At 76.8% G+C, this 19980-nt stretch carries 23 protein-coding genes; 11 read left to right on the top strand and 12 right to left on the bottom strand.

Annotated features, from left to right (window positions below; translation table 11 throughout):
- Positions 1 to 16 precede the first annotated feature (16 nt).
- Together CHF16_RS15470 and CHF16_RS15465 are read right to left on the bottom strand one after the other, a co-directional pair.
- Complete coding sequence (locus tag CHF16_RS15470; protein WP_089326732.1) at positions 17 to 472, bottom strand: hypothetical protein; 456 nt, start codon at positions 470 to 472, stop codon at positions 17 to 19.
- A gap of 86 nt (positions 473 to 558) precedes the next feature.
- Positions 559 to 1197, bottom strand: a complete 639-nt coding sequence (locus CHF16_RS15465) for an HAD family hydrolase (protein ID WP_089326731.1) — start codon at positions 1195 to 1197, stop codon at positions 559 to 561.
- 223 nt (positions 1198 to 1420) lie between these two features.
- Here CHF16_RS15465 and CHF16_RS41855 point away from each other — a divergent pair, with 223 nt between their 5' ends.
- Both CHF16_RS41855 and CHF16_RS41850 read left to right on the top strand, forming a co-directional pair.
- Complete coding sequence (locus tag CHF16_RS41855; protein WP_089326730.1) at positions 1421 to 2107, top strand: DedA family protein; 687 nt, start codon at positions 1421 to 1423, stop codon at positions 2105 to 2107.
- A gap of 141 nt (positions 2108 to 2248) precedes the next feature.
- On the top strand, positions 2249 to 3037 hold the full coding sequence (locus tag CHF16_RS41850; RefSeq protein ID WP_089326729.1) for a phosphatase PAP2 family protein: 789 nt from the start codon (positions 2249 to 2251) through the stop codon (positions 3035 to 3037).
- Between the two features lie 128 nt (positions 3038 to 3165).
- On the opposite strand, the gene CHF16_RS15450 is transcribed toward CHF16_RS41850, so the two are convergent.
- Positions 3166 to 3831: a response regulator gene (locus CHF16_RS15450; protein ID WP_089326728.1), complete on the bottom strand. Its 666-nt coding sequence runs from the start codon at positions 3829 to 3831 to the stop codon at positions 3166 to 3168.
- A complete protein-coding gene (locus tag CHF16_RS41845) occupies positions 3828 to 5597 on the bottom strand; it encodes a sensor histidine kinase (protein ID WP_179271540.1) in 1770 nt (589 codons plus the stop codon). The genes CHF16_RS15450 and CHF16_RS41845 overlap by 4 nt, the downstream gene beginning before the upstream one ends.
- A 163-nt stretch (positions 5598 to 5760) precedes the next feature.
- Between CHF16_RS41845 and CHF16_RS15435 the strand changes: the two genes are divergently transcribed.
- The 5 genes from CHF16_RS15435 (at position 5761) to CHF16_RS40285 (ending at position 9564) form a co-directional block, all read left to right on the top strand.
- Positions 5761 to 6426, top strand: coding sequence for a response regulator (locus tag CHF16_RS15435; protein WP_089326725.1), 666 nt, complete (start codon positions 5761 to 5763; stop codon positions 6424 to 6426).
- A 47-nt stretch (positions 6427 to 6473) separates the two neighbouring features.
- Complete coding sequence (locus CHF16_RS15430; protein ID WP_245868544.1) at positions 6474 to 7241, top strand: RNA polymerase sigma factor; 768 nt, start codon at positions 6474 to 6476, stop codon at positions 7239 to 7241.
- On the top strand, positions 7241 to 8050 hold the full coding sequence (locus tag CHF16_RS15425; RefSeq protein WP_089326724.1) for a methylated-DNA--[protein]-cysteine S-methyltransferase: 810 nt from the start codon (positions 7241 to 7243) through the stop codon (positions 8048 to 8050). The genes CHF16_RS15430 and CHF16_RS15425 overlap by 1 nt, the downstream gene beginning before the upstream one ends.
- 105 nt (positions 8051 to 8155) lie before the next feature.
- Positions 8156 to 9232, top strand: a complete 1077-nt coding sequence (locus CHF16_RS15420) for an NAD-dependent epimerase/dehydratase family protein (RefSeq protein ID WP_089326723.1) — start codon at positions 8156 to 8158, stop codon at positions 9230 to 9232.
- An 80-nt stretch (positions 9233 to 9312) separates the two neighbouring features.
- A complete protein-coding gene (locus CHF16_RS40285) occupies positions 9313 to 9564 on the top strand; it encodes a hypothetical protein (RefSeq protein WP_089326722.1) in 252 nt (83 codons plus the stop codon).
- A gap of 25 nt (positions 9565 to 9589) precedes the next feature.
- Here CHF16_RS40285 and CHF16_RS42060 read toward each other — a convergent pair whose 3' ends face one another.
- The 6 genes from CHF16_RS42060 to CHF16_RS41380 all read right to left on the bottom strand — a co-directional run bounded on the left by CHF16_RS42060 (position 9590) and on the right by CHF16_RS41380 (position 14483).
- Positions 9590 to 9865 carry a CDGSH iron-sulfur domain-containing protein gene (locus CHF16_RS42060; protein WP_342750095.1) on the bottom strand — a complete coding sequence of 92 codons (276 nt, stop codon included), beginning with the start codon at positions 9863 to 9865 and terminating at the stop codon, positions 9590 to 9592.
- Positions 9840 to 10562 (bottom strand): HemK2/MTQ2 family protein methyltransferase, encoded by a 723-nt coding sequence (locus CHF16_RS15405; protein WP_089326721.1) that lies wholly within the window; start codon positions 10560 to 10562, stop codon positions 9840 to 9842. The genes CHF16_RS42060 and CHF16_RS15405 overlap by 26 nt, the downstream gene beginning before the upstream one ends.
- Positions 10559 to 11704: an iron-containing redox enzyme family protein gene (locus CHF16_RS15400; protein ID WP_089326720.1), complete on the bottom strand. Its 1146-nt coding sequence runs from the start codon at positions 11702 to 11704 to the stop codon at positions 10559 to 10561. Before CHF16_RS15400 ends, CHF16_RS15405 begins: the two co-directional genes overlap by 4 nt.
- Positions 11705 to 11731: 27 nt before the next feature.
- Complete coding sequence (locus CHF16_RS15395; protein WP_089326719.1) at positions 11732 to 12946, bottom strand: carboxylate-amine ligase; 1215 nt, start codon at positions 12944 to 12946, stop codon at positions 11732 to 11734.
- 103 nt (positions 12947 to 13049) lie between these two features.
- Positions 13050 to 13859: a sulfite exporter TauE/SafE family protein gene (locus tag CHF16_RS15390; RefSeq protein ID WP_089326718.1), complete on the bottom strand. Its 810-nt coding sequence runs from the start codon at positions 13857 to 13859 to the stop codon at positions 13050 to 13052.
- Positions 13860 to 13901: 42 nt separating this feature from the next.
- Complete coding sequence (locus tag CHF16_RS41380; RefSeq protein ID WP_089326717.1) at positions 13902 to 14483, bottom strand: TetR/AcrR family transcriptional regulator; 582 nt, start codon at positions 14481 to 14483, stop codon at positions 13902 to 13904.
- A gap of 201 nt (positions 14484 to 14684) precedes the next feature.
- Here CHF16_RS41380 and CHF16_RS15380 point away from each other — a divergent pair, with 201 nt between their 5' ends.
- On the top strand, positions 14685 to 15470 hold the full coding sequence (locus CHF16_RS15380) for an alpha/beta fold hydrolase (protein ID WP_089326716.1): 786 nt from the start codon (positions 14685 to 14687) through the stop codon (positions 15468 to 15470).
- A gap of 91 nt (positions 15471 to 15561) precedes the next feature.
- Here CHF16_RS15380 and CHF16_RS15375 read toward each other — a convergent pair whose 3' ends face one another.
- Positions 15562 to 16185 carry an IMPACT family protein gene (locus CHF16_RS15375; RefSeq protein ID WP_089326715.1) on the bottom strand — a complete coding sequence of 208 codons (624 nt, stop codon included), beginning with the start codon at positions 16183 to 16185 and terminating at the stop codon, positions 15562 to 15564.
- Between the two features lie 53 nt (positions 16186 to 16238).
- Here CHF16_RS15375 and CHF16_RS15370 point away from each other — a divergent pair, with 53 nt between their 5' ends.
- Positions 16239 to 16646, top strand: coding sequence for an ester cyclase (locus CHF16_RS15370; protein ID WP_089326714.1), 408 nt, complete (start codon positions 16239 to 16241; stop codon positions 16644 to 16646).
- A gap of 71 nt (positions 16647 to 16717) precedes the next feature.
- Here CHF16_RS15370 and CHF16_RS15365 read toward each other — a convergent pair whose 3' ends face one another.
- On the bottom strand, positions 16718 to 17497 hold the full coding sequence (locus CHF16_RS15365) for an HAD-IIA family hydrolase (protein WP_089326713.1): 780 nt from the start codon (positions 17495 to 17497) through the stop codon (positions 16718 to 16720).
- 176 nt (positions 17498 to 17673) lie between these two features.
- On the opposite strand from CHF16_RS15365, the gene CHF16_RS15360 reads away from it, so the two are divergent.
- Together CHF16_RS15360 and CHF16_RS15355 are read left to right on the top strand one after the other, a co-directional pair.
- Complete coding sequence (locus CHF16_RS15360) at positions 17674 to 19437, top strand: class I adenylate-forming enzyme family protein (protein ID WP_245868542.1); 1764 nt, start codon at positions 17674 to 17676, stop codon at positions 19435 to 19437.
- A 59-nt stretch (positions 19438 to 19496) separates the two neighbouring features.
- A complete protein-coding gene (locus CHF16_RS15355; protein WP_089326712.1) occupies positions 19497 to 19928 on the top strand; it encodes a RidA family protein in 432 nt (143 codons plus the stop codon).
- The last annotated feature ends 52 nt before the right edge of the window (positions 19929 to 19980 follow it).

Below are 19980 nucleotides of genomic sequence, written 5' to 3'. Positions count from 1 at the left end.
GTGCCTCCGGTGGAGGTCATACCCGCCGGTGGGGTTCCAGGGCGCGGATGTAGTCGACGAGCCGGACGCCGATCTCGAACGCGAGGTCGGGGGCGTCGAGGTCGAGGTCGGGCCAGGTTTCGGAGATGCGGCGCCAGGTGCCGCGGCCGAGGAACGGGCCGGTGGCGGGGTCGTCGCCGAGGTCGGCGCGCCAGTGGGGCTCGGTGGTGCGCAGGCGGGCGAGGGCGGCGTCGTTGGCGGGTTCGTCGCGGTGCTCGGCGTGGAAGCCGATCTCGACGGCGTGGGTGCGTGCGCCGGGGGCGAGTTCGGCGGGGATGATCTGTGCCTCGTAGTGCTCGCGCTGGGGTTCGGGGTCGCCGAACCACGCTTTGACGCCGTTGTGGCGCACCTGGACGTGCGGGTGCCCGAGGCCGGGCGGGGTGGATGCCCGGACGATCTCGCCGACCTGGTCGAACAGTGCGCGGTCAGTCACGGTGCCGATGGTACGGGGGTTGCCGTCGGTGGCGGGCGGTGGCGTCCGGCGGGTGCGGCTGAGGGCCCTCGGTACGTGCTGAGGGGTCAGGTGGTGGAGAGGGTGCGGGCGAGGGTGTAGGCCTCGGTGAGGTCGGTGCCGCGGTAGTCGAGGGCGGCGATGTCGGCGAGGTGGTGGTCGGCGTTGACGGCGACGGTGTTGGTGAGGTGGCGGAACAGGGGCGCGTCGGACATGGAGTCGCCGTAGGCGGTGCATTGGGCGGGGGTGAGTCCGTGGCGGGTGCGGAGTTCCTCGGTGATGCGGACCTTGTCGGCGGGGGTGAGGATGCCGGCGGGGTCGAGGGTGCCGGTGAAGGGCATGGGCGGGAACCGGGAGGCGATGACGTCGTCGAAGCCGAGGGCGAGGAGGTGGTGGGCGAAGAAGTCGGGCGACATGGTGATGACGGCGGAGTGCTCGCCGCGGGCGCGGATGTCGGCGCAGACGTCGGCGATGCCGGTGAGCCAGGTGGCGGCGGTGTAGGCGGTGGCGACGACGGCGGGGGTGAGGTCGCGCCAGAGGCGGTGGATCTCGATGGAGAAGCCGTGCGTGTCGAGGGTGCCGGCGGCGAAGCGGGCCTCGAGTTCGTGGAGTTCGGGCAGGGTGCCGAGGTGGCGGGCGATCTCGAGGTTGGCGGTGGTGCCGGTCAGGAGTGTGCCGTCCATGTCGAAGATGTGCAGGTGTCCCACAGGTCGTGGAGTGTGCCGGAGGGGTGCGGTGGGAGGCGAGTGGTTTTCAGCCGTCGTCTGAGGGCCGGATGGGTGGGGTGCTGGGGTGGGGGTCGTCCTTCGGGATGAGGATCGGGTGGTACGTCGTTCGCAGGGCGCGGGGCGGGACCCCTGCCGTAAGTCGGGGGTGGTCGTGGCCGTTGGCGGGATCCGCTGGGGGGTGCGCGGTTCCTAGCGTCGGGGCATGGACGGAATCCTTGGTGTGGTGGACACGGCCGTGACGTCGCCGTGGTTCTATCTGGTGCTGTTCGCGGTCGCGGTGGTCGACGGGTTCTTCCCGGTGGTGCCGAGCGAGAGTCTGGTGATCACGGCCGGTGTGTACGCGGCGTCGGGGCGGCCGGAGCCGGTGGCGGTGGTGGTGCTGGCGGCGTGCGGTGCGTTCGTGGGCGACCACGTGTCGTATCTGGTGGGGCGGCGGGCGGGTGGGCGGCTGGTGCGGGGGCTGCGGCCGGGGACGCGGCGGCATGGTGCGTTCGGGTGGGCGCGGCGGACGATGGCCGAGCGGGGCGGGTTGATCCTGGTGGTGGCGCGGTATGTGCCGGGTGGCCGGACGGCGGTGACGCTGACGATGGGTGCGGTGGGGTACCGGTTGCGGTGGTTCTCGGGGTTCGCGGCGTTGGCGGCGGTGTCGTGGGCGCTGTACGGGACGTTGCTGGGGTATGTCGGCGGGGCGGCGTTCGAGGACGATCCGGTCAAGGGTGTGGCGGTGGGTCTGGGGTTGGCGCTGTCGGTGACGGGTGTGGTGGAGGGGGTGCGTTTCGTGCGGCGGCGCCGGGGCGGCCCGGCGCGGGAGGAGCCGGTTGCGGAGGCGCGGCCGGACGTGGACGAGGGTGTGGCGGTGGGGGTGCCGGGAGCGCCGGCGGGCCGGTGATGCGGGGCGATCGGGCCGATCCGCGCGGTGATCGGGGAAAGTGACCGGCTTGGCGCGGTCGTGGCCGTAGGGTGAACTTCGGTGGTCCGCGCGGTGTCTCAAGGGTGTCGGGCGGGGCCGCCCGTGAGCGTGAGGGAGAGTATGGGAGCGCCGGAGTTCAGCGCCGATCTGTACCGGGAGATCACCGAGTTCGCGCAGGGCACGCCGTCCTGGGTGCACGAGGTGGCGGATGTGGGGACGGATGCGGGGCTGCTGTTGTTCGCCGTGCTGTTCGTGGCGGGCTGGTGGCGGGCCCGGGGCCGGGACGCGCGGGCGATGGGGCTGGCGCTGGCGGCGCCGTTCGCGGTGGTGTCGGCGTATCTGGTGAGCGAGGTCTCCAAGACCTTCATCGAGGAGGAGCGTCCGTGCCGGGCGGTGTCGGGGGCGGTGCACATCGCGGCGTGTCCGGCGCCGGGCGACTGGTCGTTCCCGAGTAATCACGCGACGATCGCGGCGGCGTCGGCGGCGGCGATCGTGGTGGCGTGGCGGGCGATGGCGCCGCTGGTGCTGCCGCTGGCGGCGCTGATGGCGTTCTCGCGGGTGTTCGTGGGCGTGCATTACCCGCACGATGTGGCGGCGGGGTTCCTGCTGGGGGTCGTGGTGGCGCCGCTGGTGGCGCTGGTGCTGGTGCGGGTGCTGCGGCCGCTGGTGGACGGGCTGCGGGGCGTGCCGGTGGGCGCGGTTCTGCTGGGGGTGCGTCCAGCGGGTTCCGGCGCGGCGGGTCCGGGTGCGGTGCCTCCGGCGGGTGGTGGTGTGCCGGGCGGGCCGGTGGGCTGGCCGGAGCCGCAGGGCGGTATGGGTGCGGTGGCCGGTGCGACGTCGATGGACGAGGCGTCGGTGACGATGCCGGACGTGATGGGCGGTGTGACGCGGCGGCCTCCGCTCGGTTAGCGGGCGCGCGGACGGCGCGATGGGCGGGCCGTCCCCGGTGGTGTTGGCCACCGGGGACGGCCCGTTCGCCGTCCGCCCGGGGCCACCGTCCGCCCGGGGCCACCGTCCGCCCGGGGCCACCGCCGGGGTCAGGGGCCGGGGTCGTCGCCGACGAGGCCGGCTTCGTGGGCGATGACGGCGGCCTGGACGCGGTTGCGGACGTCCAGGCGGGTGAGGATGGCGCTGACGTAGGCCTTGACGGTGCCTTCGACGAGGTGGAGGCGGGCGGCGATCTCGGCGTTGGACAGGCCGGCGCCGAGGAGGGCGAGGACGTCGCGTTCGCGGGGGGTGAGGGCGGTGATGCGGCGGCGGGCGCGGGTGCCGCCTTCGAGGCGGCCGCCGCCGATGTGGGTGATGACGCGGTGGGCGACCTTCGGGGACAGGTAGGCGGCGCCGTCGGCGACGGCGCGGACGCCGGCGATGAGTTCGCGGGGGTCGCCGGATTTGAGGAGGAAGCCGCTGGCGCCGCCGGACAGGGCGCGGGCGATGTAGTCGTCCTCGCCGAAGGTGGTGAGGATGATGACGCCGGTGGCGGGGGCGGTGCGGCGCAGTTCTGCGGCGGCGGCGAGGCCGTCGAGGCGGGGCATGCGGATGTCGAGGAGGGCGACGTCGGGGCGGTGGCGGAGGGTGAGTTCGACGGCTTCGTGGCCGTCGGCGGCCTCGGCGACGACGTCGATGCCGGGGTCGGCGGTGAGGATGGCGCGGACGCCTGCGCGGATCATCGTCTCGTCGTCGGCGAGGAGGGCCCGGATCACTCGTTCTCCTGGTCGGTGCGGTGGGGGTTGTCGCGGTCGGGGTCGAGGGCGGCGGTGGAGTAGCTGTCCTTGGCGGTGAGGTGTCCGCCGGTGAAGCAGAGGCGGTAGATGCGGGAGGCGCCGAGGAGGTTGGCGTCGGGGCGGTAGTAGCGGCAGTCGGCGCCGGGTGGTTCGGGGACGGCGGCGTGGACGACGCCGGCGTCGGGGGTCTGCCTGCGCGGGAGGGTCTTTTCGACCTGGTGCCGGGGTGCGCCGACGCGCAGGGCGGCGTAGTCGGCGGGTGGGAGGACGGAGTTGAGGGTGACGTAGATGTAGTAGGCGGCCATGACGGCGCCGAGGGCGGCCATCAGTGCGATGGGGACGGTGATGGCGGTGATGAGGCCGCGGCGGACCTGGAGGCGTTCGCGGGCGAGGTGGAGCGCGGATTCGGAGGGCCATTCCCCCGGTGTGCCGGCGGGTGTACCGGCGGCGGTGGTGGGGGTGTCGGGGAGGTGGGCGGTGAGGGTGAAGCCGCCGGCGGGGTCGGGCGCGGCGTCGAGGGTGCCGCCGAGGAGGCGGACGCGTTCGGTGAGACCGGCCAGTCCGCGTCCGCCGGCGGGGAGCAGGGGTGCGCGGCCGGGCGGGGGGTCGTTGGCGACGGTGATGCGGAGGGCGTCGTCGGGGCGGGTGAGGGTGACGGTAACGGGGGCGCCGGGGGCGTGCTTGGCGGCGTTGGTGACGGCTTCCTGGACGATGCGGTGGGCGGTGAGCGCGGCCATGGGGGCCAGGTCGTCCAGGGTGGCGGCGCCGGTGAGGTGGACGGGGATGCCGGAGGCGCGGGCGCGTTCGACGAGGTCGGGGATGGTTTCGCGGGCGGGGCCGGGGGGCGCGGCCGGGTCGTGGCCGACGCCCGGGCCGCCGCCGGTGCCGGGGGCGGTGTCGTCGCGGAGGACGCCGATGATCTCGCGGAGCCGGTCGGTGGCGTCGGCGGCGCCGGTGCGCAGCTGGGCGGCGGCGTCGCGGTGGTGGTCGTCGAGTCCGGGGGCGACCTGGAGGGCGCCGGCGCGGACGGCGATGAGGGCGAGCTCGTGGCCGAGGGAGTCGTGCATGTCCTGGGCGATGCGGGCGCGTTCGCGGAGGCGTTCGCGTTCGGCGATGATCCGCTGCTGGTGTTCGAGGCGTTCGGCGCGTTCCCAGCCGGCGTGCAGGAGTTCGCGGTGCTGGCGCCAGTAGCGGCCGATGAGCCAGGGCAGGACGCCGAGCAGGACGAGCCAGACGGTGGAGGGGAACCAGACCGCCACGTCGAGGCCGCGGGCGGTGGCCAGGGCGGTGCCGCCGATGAACACGGCGGTGAAGCCCCACAGGAGGGGTTGGGGGCGGGCGGTTCGCAGTCCGGCGAGGTAGGCCAGGGCGGGCATGGCGAACACGAAGTTGCCGTGGACGAGGTTGAGGGTGATGGCGGTCAGCAGTGCGGTCGCGGGGTGGGCGCGGCAGACGGCGACGGCGGCGGCGAGGACGGCGAGCCCGGCGGCGCGCAGCCACCAGTCGGCGAGGCGGGGCTCCAGCGGGGAGATCATGTCGACGGCGACGGGGAACGCCAGTGCGGCGTACAGGAGGGCGTCCTGGACGCGGGCCGCGCGGGTGGGGCGGCGGATCGCGGTGCGCAGCGCGGCGGGGCGGGCGGCCGCGGCGGCCGTGCGCAGTGCCCGGGCGGCGGCTCCGGCGGCCGCGCGGGTGGCCGTGCGGGCGGTGGCGCGGGGTTCCCGGGTGGCTGCGGAGTGGTGCACGCGTCCACGCTACTGGCCGGTGACGTGCGGGGTTACCGCCGAAAGTCAGGGGTGCGGGGGGAAGATCGCGTGAGGAGGGCGGGAGGCGGCCGGGCTGAACTACGGTTGGCGGGTGCCCGGCGGGCGGCGGTGGCGGCCGGGTGGAGAGCATGGAGGAGAACGCGTGATCCGGGTGATGCTGGCCGACGACCAGACGCTGGTGCGGGCGGGGTTCCGCTCGATCCTGGAGGGCGAGGACGACATCGAGATCGTCGCCGAGGCCGGGGACGGGGCGCAGGCGGTGGCGCGGGCGGCGGAGGTGCGCCCGGACGTGGTGCTGATGGACATCCGGATGCCGGTGCTGGACGGGCTGGAGGCGACGCGGCGGATCATCGCCGACCCGCGGCTGGGCGGCGTCCGGGTGGTGATCCTGACGACGTTCGATCTGGACGACTACGTCTACGAGGCGATCAAGGCGGGGGCGAGCGGGTTCCTGGTGAAGGACACCGAGCCGCCGGAGCTGATCCACGGGGTGCGGGTGGTGGCGCGGGGGGACGCGCTGCTGGCGCCGACGGTGACGCGGCGGCTGATCTCGGAGTTCGCGTCGCGGATCACCGCTCCCCCGCCGGCGGTGGAGCTGAGCGCGCTGACCGAGCGGGAGCGGGAGGTGCTGGAGCTGGTGGCGGCGGGCCTGTCGAACGAGGAGATCGCCGGGCGGCTGGTGCTGTCGCCGGCGACGGCGAAGACGCACGTGAGCCGTATCCTGAGCAAGCTCGGGGCGCGGGACCGGGCGCAGCTGGTGGTGCTGGCGTATGAGAAGGGCGTGATCCGGCCGGGGTGGCTCGGCTGAGCGCCCGCGGGGTGCAACGCGCCGGCGGTGGCCGGTGTTGACGGGATGTGACGGTTACGGACGAGGCGCTCCCCTGCTCTGCGGACGGCGCCCGCGCGGGGCCCGGCCCGGAGGCGGGCGACGGGGCCGAAGCGACGGCCGGTGGCAGGGCCGGTGACGGGTCCGGTGGCAGGGCCGGGTCCGGTGACGATGCGGGCGCGGCGGTCGCGGCGGCGCTGGCACGGGACCTGGACGCCGGGTTCGCGGCGCTGTACGAGGCGTACCGGGGCGCGGTGTTCTCCACGGCGCTGCGGCTGTGCGGGCGGTGGGCCGAGGCCGAGGACCTGTCGGCGGAGGCGTTCCTGCGCGCCTACCGGGCGCTGGCGGGGTACGAGCCGGGCCGGATCGAGGGGCTGCGGCCGCGGGCGTGGCTGCTGGCGATCCTGACGAACGTGTGGCGCAACAGCCTGCGGTCGGCGGCGCGGCGCCCGGTCGCGGCGCCGATGGAGGACGCGCCGGACCCGCCCGATCCGGGCGAGGGCGTGGAGGACGCCGCGGCGCGGCGGGAGACGGGCCGGGAGCTGGCGGCGCTGCTGGCCGAGCTGCCGGAGGCGCAGCGGGCGGCGGTGGTGCTGCGGCATGTGACCGGTCTGCCGGTCGCCGAGGTGGCGGCGGTGCTGGAGCTGCCGGAGGGCACGGTGAAGTCGCATGTGTCGCGGGGGCTGGCGCGGCTGCGGCGGCTGCGCGGCGCCCCCGGCGGGCGTGACGGGCGTGAGAGGCGTGAGGGGCGTGAGGGGCGTGAGGGGCCGCGTGAGCGGCGGGAAGGAGGCCGGTGATGTCGGGTTCCGATGCCTTCGGTGGGGCCGCCGGCGCCGCGGACCGGGGGGACCCGGTGGAGGGTGCGCTGGCGCGGGAGCTGGCGGGGCTGGCCGCGGACGCGCCGGCGGGGCTGCTGGGGCGGATCGCGGCGCGGCGGGTGCGGGTCCCCGGGCCGGTGGAGGACGGGCCGCTGTCGGGCCTGCAGGTCGCCTTCACCGATCAGGGCGTCGCCTTCCTGCGCGCGGGGATGGACGAGCGGGAGTTCGCCGAGGCGTTCCGGGAGCGGTTCGCGCGGCCGCTGCTGCCGGCGGAGCGTCCCCCGGCGGGGCTGGTGCCGGCGCTGCGGTCGGGGCGGCTGAGCGGGCTGCGGCTGGACCTGCGGGGGCTGAGCGACTTCGAGGCGGCGGTGCTGCGGGCCGCGGCGGAGATCCCGCGCGGGCAGACGCGCCCGTACGCGTGGGTGGCGCGGCGGGCGGGGCGGCCGCGCGCGGTGCGGGCGGTGGGGTCGGCGCTGGGCCGCAACCCGGTTCCGCTGCTGATCCCGTGCCACCGGGTGACGCGGTCGGACGGGTCGCTGGGCGAGTACGTGTTCGGTGCGGGGGCCAAGGAGCGGCTGCTGCGGGCCGAGGCCGTGGACGTCGACCAGGTCGCGGAGCTGGCGCGGCGGGGGGTGCGGCTGGTGGGGTCGGACACCACGGGCATCGTGTGCTACCCGACGTGCGCGGACGCGCGGCGGATCGCGCCGCAGCACCGGCGCGGGTTCGGGGGCCTGGCGGCGGCGCGGGCGGCCGGGTACCGGCCGTGCGAGCACTGCCGCCCCGCCTGAACCGGGCGGCGGCGGGCGGGGCATAGTTCGGCGCAGGCCGGGAATGGGGCCGTCCACCTGCGGGGACGAGCCCGCGGGCGGACCGCCGAGGAGAGGGAGACCGCCATGCGCGTCGTCGTGACCGGCGCGACCGGCAACATCGGGACCAGCACGCTGCGCGAGCTCGCCGAGGATTCCGCCGTGACCGCCGTGACCGGTGTCGCGCGGCGCGCTCCGGGGCCGGGCGCGGAACGCGAGACCGATCCGGCCGGCAGCGGGAAGATCGAGTGGGCGGGGGCCGACGTCACCGACAGCGACCTGGTGCCGCTGATGCGGGGCGCGGACGTGGTGGTGCACCTGGCGTGGCTGTTCCAGCCGACGCACCGGCCGGCGGTGACGTGGGACGCCAACGTGGTCGGCAGCGGGCGGGTGTTCGACGCGGTCGCCGAGGCCGGGGTGCCGGCGCTGGTGCACTCCTCGTCGGTCGGCGCCTACTCCCCCGGTCCCAAGGACCGCCCGGTGGACGAGTCGTGGCCGACGCACGGCTGGCCCGGCGCCGCCTACTCGCGGGAGAAGGCGTACGTGGAGCGGCTGCTGGACGCGTTCGAGGCCGCCAACCCGCGGTGCCGGGTCGTGCGGCTCCGGCCGGGGTTCGTCTTCCAGCGGCAGTCGGCCAGCCAGCAGCGGCGGCTGTTCGCCGGGCCGCTGCTGCCGGGGCGGCTGGCCCGTCCGGGCGGGATCCCGATCGTGCCGGACATGCCCGGGCTGCGGATGCAGTTCCTGCACGCGGCGGACGCGGGGCAGGCGTTCCGGCTGGCGGCGACCGGCACGGCGCGCGGGGCGTTCAACGTCGCCGCCGACCCGGTGATGGACGCGGCCGAGCTCGCCGACCTGCTCGGCGCCCGCCCGGTCCGGATCCCGCAGCCGGCGGTGCGGGCTGCGCTGGCGGCCGCGTGGGGGCTGCACCTGGTCCCGGCGTCGCCGGGCCTGTTCGACCTGGCGATGGAGATCCCGGTCATGGACACCGCGCGGGCCCGCGCCGAGCTGGGCTGGACGCCGCGGCACACCGCCCGGGAGGCGTTCACCGACTTCCTGGAGGGGCTGCGCGCCGGCTCTGGCCGCGACACGCCGCCGCTGGCGCCGGGCGGTGCCGGGCCCGGCCGCGCCCGCGAGTTCAGCACCGGCGTCGGCCGCCGCCCCTGAGCCCCACCGCCGCCGATCCGCCCGATCTGCCCGATCCAGCACCGTCCGTCCGATGTCACCGCGCTACCGGAGGTCACCCGATGCCGACGATCACTTCCGAGCACCTGCACACCCTGCTGGCCTCCACCGACCGCGACGCGGCGCTCGTGGTGGTCGGCGGCCGCGCCGCGGTCGTCCCCTCCGACCCGGGCCGCGACGGCGGCCCCGAGGACGCGCTGGTGATCACCACGCGGGACGCCGTCCTGGCCGAGCTGGACACCGGCGCCAACGAGGAGCGGATCGAGGCCCTGGCCCAGCGGCTGGACGTGGCCCTGGAGAGCCTGGGCGGCTGACCGGCGACCGGCGGCCGGCCGCGGGTCAGCCGCGGGTGCGGCGGCGGTGGCTGGTGTCGCAGAACGGGTAGGAGCGGCTGCGGCGGCACGCGCACAGCGCGACCAGCCACCGCTCGGACACGACCGTGGAGCCGTCCTCCAGGACGACTTCGACCGGGCCCTCCACCAGGACCGGGCCGCCCGGCACCATCCGCACCCGCCGCCGCTCCCCGGCCGGCCCGCGTCCCGGCGCGGGCTCCTGCGCGCCGCCCTCCGCGGCGGGTTCGGGGGCGCGGTCAGGCGGCCTGGTTCCGGTGCTCACAGCCCTCCTCCCCGCAGGCTCCGCCGCAGGCGGCGCCCGCCTCGATCCGGTCGGCGCGGACCACGACGAGGTCCTCGTGCCGCTGGCCCGGCCCCACCAGGCCCCGCGCGGCCAGCAGCGCCGCGCGGCGCCGCATCACCGGCCCGAACGGCTCGCGGCGCCGCGCCACGACCGACGCGCGCATCCCGGCGGCGCGCAGGGACACCAGCGTCGCCGCGACCCCGTTCAGCGCCGAGTGGACCAGCAGCAGCGTCCCGCCGGGCGCCAGATGCCGGGGGGCGAGCGCGCAGATCCGGTCCAGCAGGGCGCGGCCGTCGTGGCCGGCCTCCCAGGCGCGGGCGCGGCCCCGGACCGCGTCCGGGTCGGCGTCCCCGGCCACGTACGGGGGGTTGGCGACGATCACGTCGAAGACCTCCCCGGCGACCGGGGCGAACAGGTCGCCGCGCAGGACCCGGACGGGCAGGCCCCGCAGCCGGGCGTTCATCCGCGCGGTGAGGACCGCGGGCGCCGAGACGTCCACGGCGACGACGTCGCAGCCGGCGCGGGCGGCGGCCAGCGCGACCGCGCCGGTGCCGGTGCCGAGTTCCAGGACGCGGGGGCGGGGCGGGCCGCCGGCCAGGGTGCGGGCGAGCGCGCCGGTCAGCAGCGAGGTGTCGGTCTGCGGCCGGTAGACCATGGGCGGGCGCAGCAGCATCATCGCCGGTCCCCCTCTCCCCCGGCGGCCGCCGGCGCGGCCGGTGCGGCGTCGGGCCCCGGGCCGGGCGGGGCGTCGTGCAGCGGGCGGCGCAGCGCGGAGCGGCCCGCGCGCCAGTGCTGCATCAGGTGGCCGGCCAGGCGGTCCTCCAGCAGCCCGGTCGCCCGTATGCCCAGCACCACGTCAGCGGCCAGGCCGGGTTCGGCGGCCAGCAGCGCGCCGATCACGTCGTGGCGCAGGACCTGCTCGTGGACGGCGTCGGCCTCGATGTGCTCGGTGTAGAACAGGACGGCGCGGGGGCCGGCGCCCTGGCGGCGCAGGGCCGCGGCCATCCGCCGCGCGGACGGCGCGGTGGTGGTCTCGGCGGCGGCGAAGTGCCCGACCAGGGCGCCGCGCAGCGAGCGGTGGAGCCCGAACAGCGACATCATGTTGACGGTGGCGAGCATCTGCGGCGGGGCGGCGTCGACGTAGGCGCCGTAGGAGGGGTCCAGGCCGAGGTCGTCCAGGAGGCCGGCGTACAGGCCCTGGTGGATCATCTCGGGGCGGCCGCCGCCGTATTCGTCGTTCTCGACGGCGACCAGCGCGGTCTTGGCGCGGCCCCGCAGTCGCGGGATGACCCAGGCGTGCGGGTCGGCCTCCTTCAGGTGGTACACCGACCGCAGCGCCGCGTGCTCGCGCAGCTGCCAGGCGGCGCCGTCGTCGCGCAGGTGGTGGGTGACGCCGCCCGCGCCGACCGGTTCCACCAGCAGTTCCTCCAGGGCGGCGTCCACGTCGGTGTCCGTGCCGGTGTCCGCGCCGGTGCCGGGGGTGGCGTCGCGGCGCAGGGCGGAGAGGAACTGCGCCTCCAGGGCGGCGCGGGTGCGCAGCAGCGCCGGGTCCCACTCCCAGTCGGGGTCGACGCCGGCGAAGCCCCGGTAGTGCAGCTCGTAGCAGGTGTGCAGGGCGAGCTGGAGGTCGTCGCCGTAGGGGTCGGCGGCCGCGGCGTCGGCGGGGCCGGGCAGGCGGCCGGGGTCGCCGGGCGGCGGGCCGGCGCGCAGCGCCGCGGTCACGGCGCGCGACAGCGGGCCGCGCGGGGGCGGCGGCGCCGGCGGTGCGTCGTCCGGTGCGGCCGTGGCCGGCGCGGCCGGGGCCTGCGAAACGGTCATCTGTCCTCCGTCGTCGGGAATCCCCCGTCAGGGGGCGTCCGGCTCCGGTACCCGCTCACACGCGTCCCATACGCCCGATTCGTCCCCAGGGGGTTCGCGGGGATGCTCCGGGCCGGGCGGCTGCCGCGACGCGGTCTGCCGCGCCAGCATCCGCACGGCCGCGAGCGGGCCGCCGCGCGCGGCGGCGCGGCGCTGCCGGTCGGCGCCCGTGCCCGCCCGGCGCACCACGTCCAGCAGCGCCCGGACGGCGCCCAGGTCCCCGGAGTCGGCCAGCGTCGGCCCGGCGCGGTCGGCCATCGCCTCGGCCAGCCGCCACGCCGGGACGGGCCGGCCGGCGACGGGGTCGGCCAGCGTGCCCGACATGCCGTGGCGGGCGGCGTTCCACAGCGCCGCCGCGCACAGCTGCCCGTCCGCGCGGGGCGCCTCCCGGCCCGCCTCCAAATCCTCCAGCGCCGCCCCGACCAGCCCCCGCACCAGCCCCGCCTGCAGCACCGCCTCCGCCGCGGTGCCGGCGGTGTCCGCGGCGCGGACCTCCACCGTCGGCCACCGCGGCGACGGCCGCGCCAGCCAGAACGTCATCGCCTCGTCGACCAGCACGCCCGCCTCCACCAGCGCCGCGACCCGCGCGTCCCACTCGGCGGCCGACGCGGTCCAGGGCGGGACGCCCGAGCCGGGGAACCGCGCCATCGCCACGGCGCGGCGGGTGGCGTAGGCGGTGAGGCGGCCGCGGTCGAACGGGGAGTTGGCCGACAGCGCCAGCAGCACCGGCAGCCACGGCCGCAGGTGGTTGACGACCGCGACGGCGGTGTCGCGGTCGGGGACGGCGATGTGGACGTGGCATCCGCACGCCTGGTAGTCCTCCATCACGTCCCCGTAGGCGTCCATGACCCGCGCGAACCGGGTGCCGGGCGCGGGCGGCGGCGGGGGCCCGTCCACCACCGGCATGCCCGAGGCGAGCAGCAGCGCGCCGCGCTCCCGCGCCGCGGCCGCCAGCCGCTCGCGCCCGAACCGCAGCTGCGCGCCGAGCCCGCCCAGGTCGCCGCACACGCCGGTCGCGGCCTCCACCTGCGAGGACAGCAGTTCGGGCGCGAAGGAGCCGCCCGTGGCCGTCCACCGGTGCGTCCCGGCCGCCGCCAGGACGGGACCGGCGTCCGGGACGCCCCGCCCGGTCGCCGCGTCCACCAGCACGAACTCCTCCTCCACCCCGATCGTGCCGGGTTCGGCCGCGCGGTAGTGGTCCATGTGGCGCCCCCTCGCTCGTGTGCACCCGTCCCGGGGGGATGCCCGTCCTGGACGGCCCCTCCCGCCCCCGGTCAAGATCCTTTACGGGGCGGCCGTGCGCGGGTCAGCCGTGCAGGGCCACGTAGGGGGCCAGGGCCAGCAGGCACACCACCAGCGCGGCCTTCAGCGCCGCCGCCGGGACCGCCCGCGCGATCATCCACCCGGCCAGCACGCCCGCGAGTTCCGGGACGCCCATCAGCGCCGCGAGCGGCCAGTCGACGGCGCCGGCGGCGAGGTACCCGGCGGTGCCGATCCCGGCGATCACCACCGACTGGGCCTGCGCGGCGGCCAGCGCCGCCAGCACCGGCGTGCCCAGCGCCACCAGCAGCGGGACGCTCAGCAGCGGCCCCCCGACGCCGAACATCGCGCCGGCCGCCGCGACCCCGGTGCCCACGGCGACCGCGGCCGGCGCCCCGATCGCGGCCGGGCCGGGCGCGCCACCCGCGTCCGAGGGCCCCGCGTCCCCGGCCACGGCGTCCGCGGCCGCGGCGGGGCGGCGGCGCAGCACCAGCACCGCGACCAGCGCGACGAACGCCCCCAGCAGCACCCCGAACATCCGGCCCTCGACCAGCCCGTTCGCCGCCACCCCCAGCGGCGTCCCGGCCAGGGCGCCGGCCGCCAGCAGCACCGCCGTGCGCCGCGTCGCCGGGTCGCGCAGCTGCCCCGACCGGGTGTAGACCGCCGTTCCCGCCAGGCCCGTCGCGATGTTGGTGACCAGGGCCGTCCCGGCCACCTGCGCGGGCGTCAGGTCGGTGAACGCCACCAGCCCCACGGTGATCAGCACCCCGCCGGGCCCCACCGCGGTGATCCCCACCCCGGCGGCGACCGCCAGGACCACCAGCGCCGCGGCCACCGCCAGCTCCACTCCCGCCACCGGCGCCCACCTCGCCTTCACCCGTCCCGCCTGCGGCGGGGGTCAGCCGCCGGACGGCCCGTCCGGGCGGGCCAGGGCGCCCGACAGGAACAGCGTGGTGACGGCGGCGCCGGCCTCCTCCACGCCCAGGCGGCGGCCCGCGACCCGTGACACCACGCCCTCCAGCAGGCTGAAGTACATCTCGGCGAGGGTGTGGACGGGCATGTCGCGGCGGAAGTGCCCGCCTGCGGCGCCGCGCTCGAACACCGCGCGCACCGTCCCGGCGAGCTGCCGCTCCGCGCGGCGCGCCTCCCGCGGCGTGCGCTCCAGCAGCCCCAGCGCCCGGTGGCGGGCCGCGGCGGCGATCGTCGCGCGGGTCATCCGCGCGACGGCCTCCTCGATCGGGACGCCGTCGAGCCGGGCCTCCTCCAGCCGCGCCGCCAGATCGGCCAGGGCCGCCTCGTGCAGCGCCGCCAGCAGGGCCTCGCGGTCGGGGAAGCAGCGGTCGAGGTCGGCCCGGTCGACGCCCGCGGCCGCGGCGATGTCGGACATGCCCGCCGAGCCGCCCCGCTCGGCCAGCACCGCGGCGGCGGCCCGGAGGATCCGCGTCCTGACCTGGTCGCCGACGATCGTGCCCCTGCTCATCGCGGGAAAGGCTACACCGCGCTCCCCCGCCGCCGGGCTCGCACTCGCCCCCGCCGCCTGCAGGAGCTCGCCTGACCTGCCCGGACCGATCGCGCGCGGAAGAAGGAAGAATCCGGCGCCGGAGTGTCCGCCGCGGGCCCGCCCGTTCGTCGGTGGGACGAGACCGGCCACCGGGGCCGCCGATCTGGGAAGGACACCCTCATGGAAACCGTGCACTCCAAGGACGGAACGCCCATCGCCTACGACCGGGCCGGCGGCGGCCCGGCCGTCGTCCTGGTCGGCGGGGCGCTCAACGACCGCCGCTCGGGCGCCGACCTGGCCGAGCGGCTGGCCGCCGGGCACACCGTCCTGACCTACGACCGCAGGGGCCGCGGCGACAGCGGCGACACCCCGCCCTACGCCGTCGACCGCGAGATCGAGGATCTGGCCTCCGTGCTGGACGCCGCCGGCGGCTCGGCCGCCGTCCACGGGCTGTCCTCGGGCGCGGTGCTGGCGCTGCGCGCCGCCGCCCGCGGCCTGCCCATCACCCGGCTCTCGCTGTACGAGCCGCCGTTCCACTCCGGCCACGACGACCGCCTCACCCGCTCGCGCGCCTACAACACCGAGCTGACCGGGATGCTGGCCGACGGCCGCCGCGGCGACGCGCTCGCGCTGTTCATGCGCACCGTCGGGATGCCCGAGCAGATGGTGGCGCAGATGCGGGACGCGCCGATGTGGCCGGCGCTGGAGGCGCTGGCGCCGACGCTGGCCTACGACTCGGCGGTCATGGACGACGCCGGCGGCGGCGCGACGCCCACCGCCCTCATCGAAGGCGTCACCGTGCCCGCGCTGGTGCTGGCCGGCGGCGACAGCCCCGCCTGGATGCGCGACACCGCCCGCCGCGTCGCCGGGCTGCTGCCCGCCGGGACCTACCGCGTCCTGGACGGCCAGACCCACGACGTCGCGGCCGACGCGCTCGCGCCCGTCCTGGCCGGCTTCCTCGCCTGAGCCGCCTCACCGGCCTTCCGGCGCGCGGGCCGCCGCCGGGCGCGGCGGGGCCGGGCGACCTCGGCTCAACCGCGGCTCAGCGGACGGGGGCTCAGGTGACCGGGACCTCGATGTGGCCGGGCGCGCCGCGCCGCAGCGACGCGCGCCCGGCGGTGACCGCCGCGGCCCACGCCTCGAACTCCGCAAGGTCGGCGGCGGGCACCGCCACGTCGGCCTCCACCGCCGTCCCGTAGCGGACGTCGGCGGGCTGGTGCCCGGCGGCGTGCAGGTCTCCGAGGAACCGGCCCGCCAGCGCGTGGTCGACCCCGACGGTGACCGTCACCACCGGGCGCAGCTCCACCACCCCGACCGCGTCGACGGCGGCGGCGACCGCCTGGCCGTAGGCGCGGACCAGCCCGCCCGCGCCGAGCTTCACCCCGCCGAAGTAGCGGGTGACGACCGCGGCGGTGCCGGTCAGGCCGCGCCGCACCAGCACCTCCAGCATCGGGACGCCCGCCGTCCCGGCCGGCTCGCCGTCGTCGCTGCTCTTGGTGATCTCGCCGTGCTCGCCGACCACGTAGGCGGTGCAGTTGTGGGTGGCGTCGCGGTGCGCGCGGCGGTGCGCGGCGATGAACGCCGCCGCCTCGGCCTCGTCGGCGACGCGCGCGAGCGTGCAGATGAACCGGGACCTGCGGACCTCCAGCTCGCGGGACCCGCCCTGTCTGATCATGCGCATGGCGCTCCCGAGTGTATGTTCACCGGGCCGCGCGCCCGGGAAGGGTGCCCGCCATGGACTCGTTGGACGCGCTGTACCGGCGCTGGCTGTTCGAGGTGTGGCAGGGCGACCTCGCCGTGGCCGAGGAGATCCTCACCCCCGACTTCACCGGGCACTGGCCGAACCTGGAGGTGCGCGGGCCCGCCGAGGCGGCCGAGCAGGTCCGCCGCTCCCAGGAGTACTTCTCCGGCGCCCGCACCTCCCTGGACGCCGGCCCGGTCGTGGGCGGCGGCATGGTCGCCGCCGCGTGGACCTTCCACGGCTCCTACCGGGGCGGCGTTCCCGGCGCGACCGCCGCGCCCGGGACGCAGGTGTCGTTCCGCGGGCAGGACATCTTCCGCGCCGAGGACGGCCGGTTCGCCGAGTACTGGGTCGTCTCGGACGCGCTGGGCATGATGACCGCGCTCGGCGCCCTCGGCTGAACTCCCGCCCCCGGAGGTACCGCCCCCGGAGGTACCGCCCCGGGAGGTCCCGGTGCCGTCCACGCGCGGGGTCAGACCAGGTCGACCAGGTCGGCGATGGAGGGGACGACGCGGCTCGGCCGGAACGGGAACCGGGCGATCTCCTCCTCGCGGGTCACACCGGACAGCACCAGGATCGTCTCCAGCCCGGCCTCGATGCCGGCGACGACGTCGGTGTCCATCCGGTCGCCGATCATCGCGGTGCTCTCGCTGTGCGCGCCGGCCACGTTCAGCGCGGTCCGCATCATCAGCGGGTTCGGCTTGCCGACGAAGTACGGCTCCACCCCCGTCGCCCGGGTGATCATCGCGGCGACCGCGCCGCAGGCCGGCAGCGACCCCTCCGGGGACGGGCCGACCGGGTCGGGATTGGTCGCCACGAACCGGGCGCCGCCCTCGACCAGCCGGATCGCCCGGGTGATCTGGGAGAAGCTGTAGGTGCGCGTCTCGCCGAGGACCACGTAGTCGGGGTCGATGTCGGTGAGGACGAAGCCGGCCTCGTGCAGCGCCGTGGTCAGCCCCGCCTCCCCGATCACGTACGCCGAGCCCTCGGGCCGCTGGTCGGCCAGGAACCGCGCGGTGGCCAGCGCGGAGGTCCAGATGGACGCGGCCGGGACCTGCAGGCCCGCCGCCGCCAGCCGGGCCGACAGGTCCCGGGGAGTGTAGATCGAGTTGTTGGTCAGGACGAGGAACGGCGTCCCCGACGCCGACAGCCGCCGGATGAACTCCTCGGCGCCGGGCACCGGGCGGCCCTCGTGGACCAGGACGCCGTCCATGTCCGACAGCCAGTACTCGATCGGCCCGCGTTCGGTCATGTCCCCATTGTCGCAGGTGGGGATCTTCGCTCGCGCCGCCGCGGTCCGGGGCCGCGCCGCGGCCGGGGCGTTGACCTGCACGTGACGTGGATCATAGATTTTCCGCACGGCGCACCGAACCGTGTTCGGCGGTCGGGCCGCGCGGCGGCGCGCCGTCACCCCGCGGGAGGCGCGACGTGCAGGACCGTCAGGAACAGGACCGGGACGTGCGGGAGCCCGGCGGCGCCGGTGGGTCCGGGCTGCCGGCGATCGCCGAGGTCAGGGCGGCGATGACCGCGCCCGGCCAGCTGTTCGAGATGCGGGAGGTGGACATCCGCGGCGTGCGGACCCGGGTGTGGGCCAACGCCCCCGGCACGCTGCGCGAGGTCCTGGAGATCTCCCGCGCGCACGGCGACGCCGACTTCCTGGTCTACGACGGCGACCGGCTCACCTTCGCCGACCACTACGCCCGCGCCGCCGCGTTCGCGCGGGTCCTCACCGGCCGGTACGGCGTCGCCAAGGGCGACCGGGTCGCGATCGCGATGCGCAACTACCCCGAATGGTCGGTGGCGTTCTTCGGCGCCGCGGCCGCCGGCGCGGTGGTGGTGCCGCTGAACGCCTGGTGGAGCGCCGACGAGCTGGAGTACGGGCTGGCCGACAGCGGCGCGACGGTCCTGGTCGCCGACGCCGAGCGCGCCGAGCGGCTCGCCGGGGCGCTGCCCGGCCTGGGCGCGGCGTGCCTGGTCGTGCGGCCCGGCGGGCCGCCGCCGGACGGCGCCGAGGCGTTCGACGACGTCCTGGCCGCCGCTCTCGCCGGCGCCGGCGACCCGGAGTCGGCGGGGCTGCCGGAGGTGGCGATCGACCCCGAGGACGACGCCACGATCTTCTACACCTCCGGCACCACCGGGCGGTCCAAGGGCGCGCTCGGCACCCACCGCAACATCGCCACCAACCCGGTCAGCCTCGCCTACGGGCTCATGTCCGCCGGGGTCCGCGCCGGCGGGTCGCTCGCCGAGCTGGCCGCGCCGCAGCGGCGGGTGACGCTGCTGAGCGTCCCGTTCTTCCACGCCACCGGCTGCCATTCGGTGCTGGTCAGCAGCGCGCTTCAGGGCGGCACGGTCGTGCTGATGTACAAGTGGGACGTCCGGCGGGCGCTGGAGCTGATCGAGCGGGAGCGGGTCACCGGGTTCGGCGGCGTCCCGACGATGGCGTGGCAGGTGCTGACCTCCCCCGAGTTCGGCGACTACGACACCTCCAGCCTCACCGGGGTCAGCTACGGCGGTGCCCCGGCCGCGCCCGCCCTGGTCGACAAGATCAAGGAGCGGCTGCCCGAGCGGGTGCCCGGCAACGGCTACGGGCTGACCGAGACCTCGTCGGTGACCACCTACAACGGCGGTGTGAACTACCTGGAGCGTCCCGAGAGCGTCGGCCCGCCCGTCGCGGTCTGCGACGTCAAGGTGGTGGACCCCGGCGGGCGGGAGCTGCCGCCCGGCGAGGTCGGCGAGCTGCTGATCAAGGGCCCGAACGTCATCAAGGGGTACTGGAACAAGCCCGAGGCGACCACGGCCGCGTTCGAGGACGGCTGGTTCCGCAGCGGCGACCTGGCCCGGCTGGACGCCGACGGGTTCGTCTACATCGTCGACCGGGCCAAGGACATGCTGATCCGCGGCGGCGAGAACGTCTACTGCGCCGAGGTGGAGGCGGTCCTGTACGAGCATCCGGCGGTCGCCGACTGCGCCGTGATCGGCGTCCCGCACGAGGTCCTGGGCGAGGAGGTCGGCGCGGTGATCGTGCCGCGGCCGGGCGCGGCGGTCGACGAGGCGCAGATCCGGGAGTTCACCGGCGGGCGGATCGCGGCGTTCAAGGTGCCGGCGCACGTGTGGTTCCGCGACGAGCCGCTGCCCCGCAACCCCGGCGGGAAGATCCTCAAGCGGCGGCTGCGGGAGGAGCTGCTGACCTGACCCGCGGCTGCCGGCGCCCCCGGCCCGGCGGGGCGGGGCGCCGGTAGGGTGATCTTGTGATGAGCGAGGATCCACGGTCCGGAATCCGGCAGGTCGACGCGCCGGGCCTGGCGCCCGGTCCCGGCTACAGCCACGCCGTCTCGGCCGACCTGCTGGGGCGACTGGTGGCGGTGAGCGGGCAGATCGCCCTGGACGGGGACGGGAACCTGGTCGGCCCCGGCGACCTGGAGGCGCAGACGCGGCAGGTGTTCGCCAACCTGGAGGCCGCGCTGACCGCCGCCGGGGCCCGCTGGGAGCACGTGGTGCGGCTCGGCTACTTCCTGCGCGACGCCGGCGGCGTCGGCGTGGTCCGCGCCGTCCGCGCCGAGTTCGTGCCCGAGGGGGTGGCGCCGGCGGCGTCGCTGGTCGAGGTGTCCCGGCTGGTCCGCGACGACCTGCTGGTGGAGATCGAGGCCCTGGCCGTCGTCCCCGCCGCCCGCCCGAGCGCCTGACCCGCCCGCCGCCGATCGGCCCGGCTCGGACGGGGCCCGCTACGCGGAGCGG

Origin of the sequence: Actinomadura meyerae, from assembly GCF_900188445.1 — a bacterium.
In the GTDB taxonomy this organism is placed as follows: Bacteria; Actinomycetota; Actinomycetes; order Streptosporangiales; family Streptosporangiaceae; genus Spirillospora; species Spirillospora meyerae.
The sequence above is the reverse complement of the archived record's forward strand: the minus strand, read 5'-3'. Positions and strand labels throughout refer to the sequence as shown.